This window comes from Nocardiopsis sp. MG754419, from assembly GCF_018207095.1.
GTDB lineage: Bacteria > Actinomycetota > Actinomycetes > Streptosporangiales > Streptosporangiaceae > Nocardiopsis.
In genome coordinates this window covers 1-12920 of the sequence record NZ_QOCZ01000014.1, presented here as the reverse complement: position 1 = coordinate 12920, position 12920 = coordinate 1, and the positions used below count along the sequence as shown (strand labels likewise).

Genomic DNA, 12920 nt, shown 5'->3' with positions numbered 1-12920 from the left:
TACATTCGTCGCCGTGGGAAGGCATAGGAACGATCCGCGAGGCGTTGGCCAGGTGATGGCCATCGTCGGGGCCGTCATGCTTCTGATCACCCTGGTGGCCCTCGGCGGGTACTTCTTGTACCGATCACTACCGAGCACGGCCGCAGGTGTCAGCGCCAACGCGTCGGAAGCCGTGGCCGCACCGGTGGACTCCGACGAGATGGGTGCTCTGTACATCCGCGTCGTCGGCGAGTCCAGCACGGTGTTCGTCCGCGTACCCGGTGGCGACGTGCTGTTGGACCAGGAACTGGTCCAGGGCAACTCCGTGCACTACCGCGAGAACGCACAGGGGCTCGAGGTCGCGATCGGCGACCCGGCCGCCGTCGAGGTCTACGTCAACGGTGACCACCAGGACATCTCCGACCGTGACGCCGGCCACAGCTTCACGCTGAACCCCTAGTCGCTGCTCGCTTTCGGGCCTCCGCCGCGCCTCGTCCCCGGCCGGGGGCTCCCCTTCCGTTGCACGCCCCTCGGCACGGACACCTCGATCGGTGTCGCGACCTGCGAGGTCCGTGGGGCGGGGCCGTGGACGACCCCGCCACCGTGATCACACGTCCAGGTCGGACACCTCGAAGACGGGCCGGTACTCCAGGCCCTCCTCCTCCAGCCGGGCACGCGCCCCGCGGTCGACGATCAGGGCGACCGCCACCACCTCGGCACCGGCCTCACGCAGGGCCTCCACCGCGGTCAGCACCGAACCGCCGGTCGTGGAGGTGTCCTCCAGCGCCAGCACCCGGCGACCCCGGACGTCCGGGCCCTCGATCCGACGCTGGAGCCCGTGGGCCTTGCCCGCCTTGCGCACCACGAAGGCGTCCAGCGTGCGGCCCCGCGCGTGGGCGGCGTGCAGCATCGCGGCGGCCACCGGGTCCGCGCCGAGGGTCAGACCGCCCACCGCGTCGAACTCCAGGTCCGCGACGGAGTCCAGCAGGACCGAACCGACCAGCGGCGCGGCCTCCCCGTCCAGCGTGATCCGGCGCAGGTCGACGTAGTAGTCGGCCTCCTTGCCGGAGGACAGGGTCACCTTCCCGCGCACGACCGCCTTATCGTTGATCTGACGCAGGAGTTCATCACGTTCGCTCATGATCAGTGAGCCTAGAACACCGGGTGGGGACGCGCGGACCAGGCATCCCGCCCTAGAGGGGATGACCATGGCAGAGCGCACCGACGTCGTCCGGGTGGAGACCACCATCGATGACCGCGAGGGCGCCGAACGGCTCGCCGGATCGGTCGTCGAGCACCACCTCGCGGCGTGCGCGCAGGTGAGCGGGCCCATCCGCAGCTTCTACCGCTGGGAGGGCGCCGTGCACTCCGACGAGGAGTGGACGGTCGTGATCAAGACCGCCGCGGACCGGCTGGAGGACCTGGTGGCCCATCTGGTGGCGGCCCATCCCTACGACGTGCCGGAGATCGTCGCGGTGCCGGTGACGGGCGGCAACCCCTCGTACCTGGCCTGGGTCCGGGACGAGACCCGGGGGAGCGGCGTCGCGTGATCGCGGTCCTGCTCCCCCCCACGCTCGGCGCCCCCTTCTCCCTGCCCGGTGCCGAGAGCGCCCTCACACACCGTGGACACGTCTCCGTGCGCCCGGAGGTGGCCGGTGACCAGACCCCGCCGCACGGTGCCCGCTACGTGGCCCTGGCGAGCCTGGAGGTCAACCGCCTGGTGGCCGGCGACGCGTCCACGGTGCTGGTGGCCCAGGGCGACGCCGGACCGCTGCTCGGCTCGGTGGGCGCCGCCCAGCGCGCCGCCCACCGCCCGGTGCTGGGATACGTGCTGGTGGACGCGCCGTTGCCCCGCCCCGGCAGCCCCACGCGTGCCGAGATCGCCCGCACACAGGGACTGTCGGAGCTGCCGCCTCGCCCGGAGGAGCCGGCCGGCTACCGCACCGAGCACCTTCCCACCGTCCCGGACTGGCCGGACGCGCCCTGCGGGTACCTGGTGACCGATCCCGCCTTCGCGCACCCGGCGCATCTGGCCGGGATGCGGGGATGGCAGGTCCGGGACGTGACGGCCGCACCGGACACGGCCGCCGCGGCGCTGGCCGACCTCGTCACCGAACTCGTGCGCTGACCGGGGCGGAGAATGCCGGGCATGCTCGTCGACCACTTTCCCCCGCTGGGGGTACGCCTGACCACGCCCCGCCTCACGTTGCGGATGCCGTCCGAATCCGACCTCGCCGGGCTCGCGGAGGCGGCCGTCGCTGGGGTCCACGACCCGACCGCCATGCCGTTCCTGGAGCCCTGGACCGACCAGCCCCCACGACGCCTCGCCTCGGGCGTGATCCGGCACAACTGGCGGACCATGGGCGCCTGGACCCCCGAATCGTGGCTGTTCAACGCGGTTGTGGAGTTCGAGGGGCGGGTGGTCGGCGTCCAGGACATGCGGGGCCGGGACTTCGCCGTCCGCCGTGAGGTGGGCACGGGATCGTGGCTGACCCGGAGCGTCCAGGGCCGGGGGATCGGGACGGAGATGCGCGCGGCCGTCCTCCACCTGGCCTTCGAGGGTCTGGGCGCGCTGGAGGCGACGACGGAGGCGTTCGAGACCACCGCGGCCTCCAAGGGGGTCTCCGAGAGGTTGGGCTACCGGCCGGACGGGATCGGCTACGTCCAGGTGCGCGGTGAACGCGTCCGTGAGGTGCGGTACCGGTTGGGCCGGGCGGACTGGGAGAGGCACCGGACGGTCCCGGTCCGGATCGAGGGACTGGAACCCGCGCTCCCGTACTTCGGCCTGGGCGACCTGCCCGCATAGCCGGGTGTGCGGGCCCCGGTCGCCGGAGGATACGGAGATACGGGTGGTTTTCCGGCGGCCGGATACCGCAGGGCGTGTGCCGCGTGCTTTCCTGGGAAGGTGCCCGCGTGCAGTGGCGGGCCGAGGGTGAGGCGGCGGATGAACGGGCACGAGGACCACGGGTCGGGTCCGAGCGGACGGGGGGAGCCCGACGGGTTCCCCGTGGCCCCCTATGCCGTCCGACGCCCGGGTCCCCGGCAGCCCACCGGTCCGAGCCGCGCCCCCTGGGAGAACGCTCCGCCGACCGGACCGGCCGTCGACGGTCCACCGCCGACGGTGGCGCCGGGAGATCCGTCCGAACCGCTGTGGCCGCAGGAGGGACCCCGGGCGGCGGACCCCTCGCCCCGGCTGTGGGAGCGGCCCTCCCCGGAGCCGGGGTCCGCGCACGAGGTCGCACGACCCCCGACCGGGCCGCAGACGCCACCGTGGACCCGGACCCCACCTCAGGTGCGTCCCGGGCCCGAGGCCCGGCCTCCCGGGGGGCCGTGGTCCCGGCCCACGGGGCCCCGACCCGTGGACCCGGCGATGATGCGCCACGCGATGCCACCGGAAGCTCCCTCGGGTCCGTTCCCCCGGCCCGCCGCGGGTACCGGTCCGTGGGCCGCGATGGCGCCGGGAGGCCACTCGGGTCCCTTCCCCCGGCCCGCACCGGCCCCCGGTTCCCGGCCGCGCCTCATCGCGGCCGACGCCTACACCGAGGCCTTCCTCGACGGACTGCCCATCCCGGCCGACCCGGACCCGGGGCGACCCGCGGAGTGGAACGAGACCCCGCACGCGCCCCAGGCCCCCACACCCACCACCGGTCCCTCGCCCTGGGACCCCGCGCCCGGGGGAGACCCGGGAACGCCGCCCGCCGTCCACCCGGGCGAGGCCCCGACGGGCCCGTCTCCGGCCATGCCGTTCTCCATTCCCGCGCCTTCGTACGCCGCCGACCCCCGGCGGTACCCCTCGCCTCCGCCGTACCCTCCGCACCAGCCCCGCGACTGAGCCCGTCCGCGGCGGTGGCACGTACCCCGCCACCGCCCACCGGAGCTGCGGTGGCCGTACGGCCACCGCACACGGAAACCGGAGCGGCCCCCGTCCGCCGACCGGGCGCCGAACGAGGGCCGTTCACGTCGCGCCGGCCCCGACGGCTCGGCGCTCCGGAAACTACGCTCCGTCCTCGTCGCGCAGAGCGGTCTGGATGAGTCGGGTGGCGCCACCGCGCGGCATCCACCGGCCCCGCCCCGCGGGCAGGGGCGAGGCGTAGACGCGCGGAAGGATCTGCCCCTCACCGCGGTCGCCGGACATCAGCAGCGTGCTGGTGCCCACCTCCCGCAGGGCCTGGAGCAGCGAGTCGTACATGCCACGACTCGCGCCCGCGGCGCGGCGGGCCACCACGAAGTGCAGACCGATGTCGCGGCCGTTCGACACGTACGGAACGAACGGACTCAGCGGCTTCTGGCCAGCGGTGGTCAGCACGTCGTAGTCGTCCGCGAGCACGACGACGCGCGGTCCCTCGAAGGCACCCGGTGCGCCCTGATCGCCCTCCCCGTCCTGCGGGATCCGGTTCTCCATCTCCTGGGCCACACCGGTGGCCAGGCCACCGCACACGCGGGGGTTGGTCGCGTACCCGCCGACGTACTCCTGGGGGACCACGTCGCGCAGGTTGCGGCGGGGGTCCATGATCGCGAACACGACCTCCTTGGGCGTGTACCGCTCCACGAGCCCCTCGGCGATCATCCGCAGCAGGTTGGTCTTCCCGCACTCGCTGTCGCCGATGACCAGAAGGTTCTGGTCGCGCTCGAACAGGTCCAGCCGCACCGGCTCCATGGCGCGCTCGTCCAGTCCGATGGGCAGGGTGGTGGGCTCGGCCTCCCGGTCGGGCAGGGCCCGTACCGACAGCCGGTGCGGCAGCACCCGGACCTCGGGGGCGCGGGCGCCCACCCAGGCACGGTCGATCGCGCGCGCGGCGTGCTCCACCACGTCGCCCAGCTTCTCGGTGGAGGGGACGCCGTCGAACCGGGGCAGGGCGATCTGGGCGAAGAGCTTCATCGGGGTCAGCGCCCGGCCGGTGTCGCCCTCACCGATGGTCTCGGCGAGTTTGCGGGAGAGGGCCGAGTCGTTCGGGTTGTTCAGCCGAAGCTCCACCTTCTGGCCGAAGTTCGACTGCGCGGCCATCCGCACGTCGTTCCACCGGAGCATCGCCGCCACGATGTGGACGCCGTACCCGCCGCCGCGCTGCAGCAGCTCGTTGACGATGTCCTCGACGTCCTCGAAGTCCCTGCGCAGGGTGCCGAAGCCGTCCACGCACAGCACGATGTCGGCGGTGGCCAACTCGGGCACCTCGCCGCGCGCGTGCATGGCGCGGAGCTGCTCCATCGAGTCGATGCCGCGGGTGCGGAACACCTCCTCACGGTGTTCGAGCATCCCCCGCACCTCCTCCAGGGTGCGGCGGACCCGCTCGGCGTCGGTGCGCACCGCCACGCCGCCCACGTGGGGGAGGCGGGAGAGCGAGGGCAGACCGCCCCCGAGCAGGTCCAGGCAGTACACGGACACCTGTTCGGGGGTGTGGGTGAGGGCCAGGGACAGCACGAGGGTGCGCAGCAGGGTGGTCTTGCCGCTCTGGGGGCCGCCGATGACCGCGACGTGCCCGCCCGAGGCGGTCAGGTCGAGCCGCCACTCGTCCTGCCACTGCTTGGTGGGGTCGTCCAGGAGACCGAGCGGCACCTGGAGGGGTCGCCGTCCACCCGGGAGCCGCAGACCGTCCTCGGTCTCCTCGGGGGTCCCGCTGATCGCGTCCAGGGTGACGGCGCCCGGCAGCGGCGGCAGCCAGATCTCCCGGGTGGGGGTGCCATGCCGGCCGAGCCGCCCCACCATCACGTCCAGCAGGGTCGGCCCGGTCGTGCGGACGGGCATCGTGGTCTCCTCGTCCGGCGCGCCGGACCCCTCGTCCTCCTCCGGTGCCGGGTTGTAGGCGGTGTACAGCCGGGGTGAGGGGGTCCGGTCCTCGTCCTCGGGCTCCTCCTCGACGATCGGACCCCGGTAGGCGCCGGAGACGTAGCCGGCCTTGAAACGCTGGTAGACGGTGGTGTCGACCTTGAGGTAGCCGAAGCCGGGCAGGGCGGGCAGGTGGAAGGCGTCCGGGGTGTTGAGGACCGTGCGGCTCTCCTCCTCGGAGAAGGTCCGCAGACCCAACCGGTACGACAGGTAGGTGTCGAGCCCTCGGAGCTTGCCGCCCTCGATGCGCTGGCTGGACAGCAGCAGGTGCACGCCGATGCTGCGACCGATCCGACCGATGGATAGGAAGAGTTCGATGAAGTCCGGGCGTGCCGTGAGGAGTTCGCCGAACTCGTCGATGATCACCAGCAGGTGCGGCATGGGGTCGAGCGAGGGGTCCTTCTCGCGTTTGTGCGTGTAGTCCCCGATGTTGGGGACGTTGCCCGCGTCGCGCAGCATCTGCTGGCGGCGCTGCACCTCGCCGGAGAGGCTGGCGTGGACGCGTTCGATGAGGGCGGCGTCGTCCTCCAGGTTGGTGATCATCCCGGCGACGTGCGGCAGGTCCTCGAACGGGGCGAAGGTGGCGCCGCCCTTGTAGTCGACCAGCACCATGCTGACGCGCTCGGGAGGGTGGGACGCGGCCAGGGCCAGCACCAGCGTGCGCAGCATCTCGCTCTTGCCCGAACCGGTGGCGCCCACGCACAACCCGTGCGGTCCCATGCCCAGCTGTGCGGACTCCTTGAGGTCCAGCACGAGCGGCTGCCCCATCTCGTCCACACCGATCGGCACCCGCAGGAACGCGCGCTCACTGCGCGGCGCCCACAGACGCTGGACGTCCATGTCACCGGGGTCGCGCACCCCCAGCATCGCGGTGAAGTCGACGCGGCCGCCCTGCTGGGCGGTCTCCTCGACGGACTCGGGCGACAGTCGGAGCGGGGCGAGCATGCGCGCCAACCCCGTGAGGGTGGCGGGGGAGACGTCGTCCAGCGTTCCCGAGGTCACCACCGGGTCGGCCGGGCGCAGGTCCTCGACCCGCACCTGGTCGGGGGTGACGGTGATGCGCACGCTCACGTCACCGGGCTCGTCGATCTGCCGGGAGACCATGTGCAGCACGGTGACACCGAGGGACGCGGGGTCGACGGTGTGGTCGGGCCGGACGAGTTCGGTGGCCACGGAGCCGTGGGTGTCGTGGATGACGAGGAGCCGTCGCAGCATCTGGTACGCCTCACGACGTCCCATGCCGCGCTTGACCTCGGAGGCGAAGTCGCTCCGTGAGCGCAGCTCGTCGGCGAGCAGGACCCCGAGGTCCCTCGGGGAGGGGGCGATGAGCCGGGTGGCCACGCCCTGTTCGCGCCGTTCGGGGTCCAGGACCTGGGGGAGCCACGGGAGCCAGGACCAGTCATCGGCCCGCTCCTGCGGGTAGGCCACGGCCATCCCGGCGTCCTCCGGGGCGTGGAACACGGCGAACTGGGCGGTCAGGGCCCGGATCAGCCGCATGGCGTCCTCGCGCTCACCGACGACGCTGATGTTGCCGGTCATGTCCAACGGCAGTGTGAAGGGCATGTCCGGGATGGTCGTGAAGCGCCGGATGACGGCCTCGGCCTCGGACTGCATGAACGGGTCGGTCGGGGCCAGGGCCGTACCCTGTTCGGCCAGGTCGAGAGGGCGGCCGGGGGCCACACCGGTACCGATCCGGACCTTCAGGAAGTCGTGGTGACGACGGCGGCGCTCCCAGAGCCGCTTGGGGTCGCGGAGGATGTCGTAGAGCGCCTCCGGGGGAGGGTCCAGCAGCCGCGCGTGGGTCCGGCTCTCGTGCTCCCACTCGCTCAGCCGCTCGCGGAGTTCCTCCAGGTACTGGAGGTACAGCTCACGCTGGTTCCGCCGTTGGCGTCCGACCTGGCCCCGCCGGGAGAACACCATGACGAGCGCGCCGAGCAGGGCCACGCACAGGATCACGGCGCCCACGGCCATGAAGGCCGGGTTGCGCATGACCATCATGATCGTCAGCGAGGCCATCATGCCCACCATCGGCAGGATGGTCATGATCGGGTTGGCCTGGGACTTCCCGTCGGGGAGGGTCGGAGGCGCCTCGACCTCCCGGAGCTTTTGGGCGGAGACCGGGTGGGTGGTGCGTGTCGGCCGGTGTACGACACGGAGGGCCATCGGCGTTCCTCTCGACTCTGGGAGAAGTCATGAGATCGGTCAGGGGCGACAGAACACTACCGAAGAGCGGTTCGCGGGGACTTCGGTGCGTTTACGTCGGTGGGACGGGATCGGGTGTGCGGGCGCACTATGTGTCATGTGGTGATACTCGTCACATAATCGCGTCCCCTGGGGTATTCCGTCGCGGGCCAAGGGTGGGGTGCGATGTGCGTTCGGGCAGGTCGGAGGTGGTCTGAACGTCCCCGTGTGGCCGTCGGTCGCGGACCATTCCGTCGTACCGCTGTGATGAAGTAGTGCACCGAAGGTCGGTTCGGCGCATCTCCCACTGGAAGTCGGGGTCGTTCGGCGCCGATTCTCGCGAAAAGGAAGGTGGAGAATGGCGGACAAGGAACTCGATTTTCATCAGGCGTCCTTTGCCTCGATGACCAGTAACACCCAGCAGTCGGGCGATGAGCTCAGCACGCTGGTCAACAAACTGGTCGCCGCCGTGGAGCCCCTGAAGGACAAATTCGAGGGAAGCGGCCGCAACTCGCTCAACGACCTGCACCAGAGGGCGCAGAAGGTCTCCCTCCTCGTCGGCACCGACCTGGGCAACCTGCACGAGGGCCAGGTCGAGATGATGAACGCCGTGATGCAGGGCGACCAGGAGATGTCGGATTCCACCCGCTCCCAGATGAGCGCCGCCAACTTCGACTCCGGCAAGTTCCGGGCCTGACCGAGATCCTGTGGGGAGGAGCGTGTAAGTGAGCGACTACACCAAATACAGCAAGAACGCCTCGTCCGACGTCCAGGGGACGATCTCCGAGATCACCGGGGCGCTGGAGAAACTCATCGACGACCACGAGATCGACGTCAACGCCGTGATGTCGGAGACCGTGATCGAGGGCGCCGACGTCACCTACCTGGAGAAGGACCAGCGTTGGGCCCTGGCCGCACACGAGGCCAAGGAGATCATCGCCATCATCCGCTCCGTGATGCAGGAGAACGACGAGATCGCCGACACCGCCCTGACGCGGGCGCGCACCGCGGCCGAGGGCATCTGACCCTCCCCGGTACAGCGGAGCAGTCGAAGAGGAGTACCGATGGGCCGCGACTACGACAACCAGTTGCTCGAATCGGTCGCGGTCCGTCGGCAGCGCCTGCGCGAGGCGGTGCTGTTCGGCGGGCAACGGACCAAACGCCGCCTGGACGAGGGCATGGGCAAGATCGTGATCAGCGCCTGCCTGGCCGCGGTGGCCTGCGCCGGCACGGTGGGCTGGTCCTTCGTCAGCAACACCCTGGGCAACCAGCGGCTGGAGCGGGAACAGGCCGAGTCCGGCCCCGTGGAGAACGCCATCCCGGCGATCCCCGGTGAGTGGGTGGGCGCCCAGGTCGATCTGGCCATGCTCAAGGAACACCTGGATCGGGCCCGCGTGCCCGAGGACCTCTACGTCCTCCCCGGCGAGGAACGGCCCGAACCGGGCACGGTGGGCAGCTACTACCTCATCACCCAGGACGACGAGTTCGGCTCGCTGTCCGTGGCCGTCATGGAGTTCGATCAGGGACGCCCCGGCTACCAGTTCCCCGACGAGGACGAGGCCGCGCGCTGGCTCTTCCAGGAGTTGGCCACCACCGAGGGGGATCCGGTGGTGCTCGGCGTCGCCGACGAGGCCGCCGCCGCGGAGAACGCCCGGAGTCTCATCGAGGAGGTCCGGGACGGCCTGGAGGAGCGCAACGCCGAGTCCTACCTGCACACGCTCGCGCCGGGGGACACGCTGGACGCCTTCGGCCCCGAGAGCGGTCGCCATCTCTTCCCCGACGGCACCCCCTACGCTGAGCGCGGTCTGCCCGACTATGTTCGGACGGACGCGGAGCAACAGGACTCCTACCACCGTTACCGGGTCGTCCACCCGTTCCGGGTGACCGCCACCACCGCCCCGGCGGAGGACGGCGCACCCGGAGGCGGCATCCGCTTCACCCTCGACACGGCGGGGTTCACCGAGGTGCCGCCGACCCCCACCCTGCGCTGGCTGATCGGCCAGGGATACGTCGAGCGTGTGGCGGTGGACGGGGTTCCCGAGTGACGTACGTGAGGCGTAACGAAGTCCGCGGCGCAGTGCGCCGCCCACGCAGAGGATTGGGCAGTTCATGACCGCTTGGAGCCGTGTGACGATCGTCGGTGAGGAGCGCCGGGTCGACGCGGTACTCCCGGCGAACGAACCCGTCGGCGTCCTGATGCCGGAGGTTCTGGAGCTGCTCGGAGACGAGCCCCAGAACCCGGCCAGGCTGCGTCACCTGGTGACGGCGTCCGGGGTGGTCCTCGTGGGTGAGAGCACCTTGGAGGAGGGCCGGATCGAGGACGGGTCCGTCCTGTGGCTCATCCGGGACGAGGCCCCCGTGCCCGCGCCCGTGGTGCACGAGGTGCCGGAGGCGGTCTCCCAGGCACTGGACGACCACAGTGGGCGCTGGAACCCGGCGGCGGCCCGCTGGAGTGCGACGATCGCCCTGGCCGTCCTTTTCCTGGGCGCGGCCTGGCTCGTCCACGGACACCTGCCGGGGGGCACGGGCCTCGCGGTGCTCGCCGCGGTCGCGGTCGCGCTGGTGGCGATCGGCGCGGCGATCGGTCCGACCTGGCGTGAGCCCCTGGGAACCGCGCTCGCGATCGGCGGCGCCGTGGTCGGCGTCTACACGCTGTGGTCGGCCGGCGCCCACTTCGACTGGCCGCACTGGGCTCTGTGGGGCGGTGCCGCCGCCCTGGTCTCGGGGCTCCTCCTGCTGCTCGGTCTCACCTCCGGCCTGGGCCGGGGCGGCCTGGCCGGCGGCGGTGTCGGTCTGGCCCTGGCCGCGGTGTGGTCCCTGTCCCGCGCTCTGGACCTGACCACGGACCTCGTCGCGGTGATCCTGACCGTGATCTGCGTGATCGGGCTGAGTCTGCTGTTGCGCGTGGCCCTCATGATCTCGGGGCTGGCGGTCCTGGACGACCGTCGTGGCTCCGGCGAGCCCGTCACCAGGGTCGACGTCCTCACCGCCGTGGCCCGGGCCCACCGCAGCCTCGTCATCGCCACCGTGGCCGTCGCGGTGGCGGCGGCCGTCGCCGGCCTCGGGCTCGTCACGAACCTCACCCCGTGGACGGCCGGACTGTCCGTGGTGCTCGCGATCGTGGTGGCGAGCCGTTCCCGACAGTTCCCGCTCATCGCGCAGAAGGTGTCGCTCCTCGCCGCGAGTCTCGTGGTGCTCATCGCCCTGCTCCTCGCGTGGGCGGGCGAGGAGACCTGGGCGGTGTGGCCGGCCCTGGGGGTGATCCTCGCCGTGACGGTCATCCCGGTGGTGGTGCTGGCGACCGAGCAGCCCGAGCACGTCCGTGCCCGTCTGCGTGGTGTCACCGCCCGCTTCGAGGTCATCGCGGTGATCGTGATGGTGCCGTTGGCGGTCGGCGCGTTCGGGACCTTCGAGCGACTGCTCGCGACCTTCTGAGAGGGGGAATGACGATGACGGGCGCCACGGGCCCCACCAAGGCGGTGCACGGAGATCCCTGGCCGCGCAGGCTGGGCCGCACGATCGTGACCCCCTTCCTGCCGACGATGGAGGTCGCCGACACCCTCGAGGTGCGCCGGCGACTCCAGCGTTCCACGGCCACCGGCCGTCGGATCCTCGTCGACGACTTCGGAACCGGAGCGGACACCGCGGTCGTGACCGCGCTGATCGCGCGGGTCCTGGCCCACCACCGCCGCGACCGGGTCCTCGCGGTGGACGCGACGGACCGACGCCCGCTCCTCGGCACGCGGCTGGACGCCCACGCCGCGTACGCCCTGGGGGAGGGCGTGGAGATCGGAGGGTTCGAGCAGGCCGCGCAGAGCCTCGGCGAGGCGTCCCCCGGCCTGTGGACGGTGCAGGCGGCGCAGCGGAACGAGGACGCCTACGCCGCCGGGCTGCTGCCCCTCTTCCGGTTCTTCGGCGTGACACTCGTGGCCGTCGGAGCCGGGGGAGCGTTCGTGGACGCCGTCGCGGACACCGCGCACGCGCGTGTCCGCGTGGTGCGGGCGACCCGGGACGCGGCCCGTCTCGTGGGGCGCGGACTCGACCGTCTCATTCGCGAAGGTCGCCGACCCGAGGTGGAGAGCAGCGTGATCGTGGTGTTCGACGAGGACCGCCACGAGGACCCGGGGTTCGACGCCGCGCGGGTCACCCGCATCATCGCCGAGAGCGGGGCGGAGGTCGTTCGCCTGCGGTACGACCGGCACCTCGCCCAGGGGCGGGCCCTCCAGATGCGCCGCGTCGCGGCCGCCACCCACCGGACGGCCCTGCACATCGCGGCGGAGGCCATGACCAGGGCCGTGGAGGCGGCCGGCCCCCGGTACGCGGGGACAGGAGGAAGAGGTGAGCGTACGTGAGCCGGCGTGACGCGGAAGACCCCGAGGAGCCCGGGGAACGGGCGGAGTCTCGGGAGGAACGGCCCCAGGATCCGGATCCGCGGTGGCTGCGGCCCGGGATGAGCGCCGACCCGCGATTCCCCGCCCCGAACGGGCGGCCCGCCACGGAACGTCCCGATCCTCGACAGGCCACGAACACGCCTCCTCCCGCGCAGGGCCCGTCCGGCCCCCGGCCACCGGCCGCGCCGCCCGCCGGTGGCGGTGCGTCGCCGTGGGCGCGGGGCGGTGGTGTCCCGTCGGGTCCGCAGCCGGCCCCCTCGGGCCCGCGGGCCGGTGGGGTTCCGCCCGGTCCCCAGCGACCCCCGTCGGGGCCGCAGTCCGGTGCGCTCCCCTCCGGTCCGCAGCAAGCTCCGTCGGGGCCACAGTCCGCCCCGTCCGGACCGCACCCCCCGGGTCACGGGCCCAGCGGGCCCAACGTCGGTCGGCCGCCCGGTGCCCGGCCGTCCGGCCCTCAGCCGTCACAGGGTGCCGCGGCCTCCTCCTACCCCGGACCCGTGCCCGGCCCGCAGATGCCGGCGGGTCCCCGGCCCACGCCGAACGCTCCC

11 protein-coding genes are annotated in these 12920 nt (G+C 72.2%); 9 read left to right on the top strand and 2 right to left on the bottom strand.

Annotated elements, in window-relative coordinates; genetic code table 11:
- Positions 1–55 precede the first annotated feature (55 nt).
- Positions 56–439 carry a RodZ domain-containing protein gene (locus DSY14_RS04440; protein WP_211715152.1) on the top strand — a complete coding sequence of 128 codons (384 nt, stop codon included), beginning with the start codon at positions 56–58 and terminating at the stop codon, positions 437–439.
- A gap of 147 nt (positions 440–586) precedes the next feature.
- Here DSY14_RS04440 and pyrE read toward each other — a convergent pair whose 3' ends face one another.
- Complete coding sequence (gene pyrE, locus DSY14_RS04435) at positions 587–1120, bottom strand: orotate phosphoribosyltransferase (RefSeq protein WP_211715151.1); 534 nt, start codon at positions 1118–1120, stop codon at positions 587–589.
- Positions 1121–1187: 67 nt separating this feature from the next.
- On the opposite strand from pyrE, the gene cutA reads away from it, so the two are divergent.
- The 3 genes from cutA to DSY14_RS04420 are packed head-to-tail and all read left to right on the top strand — an operon-like array spanning position 1188 to position 2785.
- Positions 1188–1529, top strand: coding sequence for a divalent-cation tolerance protein CutA (gene cutA / locus DSY14_RS04430; RefSeq protein WP_211715150.1), 342 nt, complete (start codon positions 1188–1190; stop codon positions 1527–1529).
- On the top strand, positions 1526–2107 hold the full coding sequence (locus DSY14_RS04425) for a hypothetical protein (protein ID WP_211715149.1): 582 nt from the start codon (positions 1526–1528) through the stop codon (positions 2105–2107). Before cutA ends, DSY14_RS04425 begins: the two co-directional genes overlap by 4 nt.
- A gap of 21 nt (positions 2108–2128) precedes the next feature.
- Positions 2129–2785: a GNAT family N-acetyltransferase gene (locus DSY14_RS04420; RefSeq protein ID WP_211715148.1), complete on the top strand. Its 657-nt coding sequence runs from the start codon at positions 2129–2131 to the stop codon at positions 2783–2785.
- Positions 2786–3973: 1188 nt separating this feature from the next.
- Here DSY14_RS04420 and eccCa read toward each other — a convergent pair.
- Positions 3974–7966 (bottom strand): type VII secretion protein EccCa, encoded by a 3993-nt coding sequence (eccCa, locus tag DSY14_RS04415; RefSeq protein WP_211715147.1) that lies wholly within the window; start codon positions 7964–7966, stop codon positions 3974–3976.
- A gap of 421 nt (positions 7967–8387) precedes the next feature.
- Between eccCa and DSY14_RS04410 the strand changes: the two genes are divergently transcribed.
- The 5 genes from DSY14_RS04410 (at position 8388) to DSY14_RS04390 (ending at position 12336) form a co-directional block, all read left to right on the top strand.
- Positions 8388–8681, top strand: a complete 294-nt coding sequence (locus tag DSY14_RS04410) for a hypothetical protein (RefSeq protein WP_211715146.1) — start codon at positions 8388–8390, stop codon at positions 8679–8681.
- A 28-nt stretch (positions 8682–8709) separates the two neighbouring features.
- The gene (locus DSY14_RS04405; RefSeq protein WP_211715145.1) at positions 8710–9009 is read left to right on the top strand and encodes a hypothetical protein; all 300 of its coding nucleotides are present in this window, start codon (positions 8710–8712) and stop codon (positions 9007–9009) included.
- 39 nt (positions 9010–9048) lie between these two features.
- Positions 9049–10029 carry a TNT domain-containing protein gene (locus tag DSY14_RS04400; RefSeq protein ID WP_211715144.1) on the top strand — a complete coding sequence of 327 codons (981 nt, stop codon included), beginning with the start codon at positions 9049–9051 and terminating at the stop codon, positions 10027–10029.
- A gap of 64 nt (positions 10030–10093) precedes the next feature.
- A complete protein-coding gene (eccD, locus tag DSY14_RS04395) occupies positions 10094–11419 on the top strand; it encodes a type VII secretion integral membrane protein EccD (protein ID WP_211715143.1) in 1326 nt (441 codons plus the stop codon).
- Positions 11420–11433: 14 nt separating this feature from the next.
- A complete protein-coding gene (locus tag DSY14_RS04390; protein ID WP_249187320.1) occupies positions 11434–12336 on the top strand; it encodes an ATPase in 903 nt (300 codons plus the stop codon).
- Positions 12337–12920: the final 584 nt, after the last annotated feature.

Coding starts and splice junctions, on each gene's coding strand:
- DSY14_RS04440 (WP_211715152.1), top strand. CDS start 56: ATGGCCATCGTCGGGGCCGTCATGCTTCTGATCACCCTGGTGGCCCTC.
- pyrE (WP_211715151.1), bottom strand. CDS start 1,120: ATGAGCGAACGTGATGAACTCCTGCGTCAGATCAACGATAAGGCGGTC.
- cutA (WP_211715150.1), top strand. CDS start 1,188: ATGGCAGAGCGCACCGACGTCGTCCGGGTGGAGACCACCATCGATGAC.
- DSY14_RS04420 (WP_211715148.1), top strand. CDS start 2,129: ATGCTCGTCGACCACTTTCCCCCGCTGGGGGTACGCCTGACCACGCCC.
- eccCa (WP_211715147.1), bottom strand. CDS start 7,966: ATGGCCCTCCGTGTCGTACACCGGCCGACACGCACCACCCACCCGGTC.
- DSY14_RS04410 (WP_211715146.1), top strand. CDS start 8,388: ATGACCAGTAACACCCAGCAGTCGGGCGATGAGCTCAGCACGCTGGTC.
- DSY14_RS04400 (WP_211715144.1), top strand. CDS start 9,049: ATGGGCCGCGACTACGACAACCAGTTGCTCGAATCGGTCGCGGTCCGT.
- eccD (WP_211715143.1), top strand. CDS start 10,094: ATGACCGCTTGGAGCCGTGTGACGATCGTCGGTGAGGAGCGCCGGGTC.
- DSY14_RS04390 (WP_249187320.1), top strand. CDS start 11,434: ATGACGGGCGCCACGGGCCCCACCAAGGCGGTGCACGGAGATCCCTGG.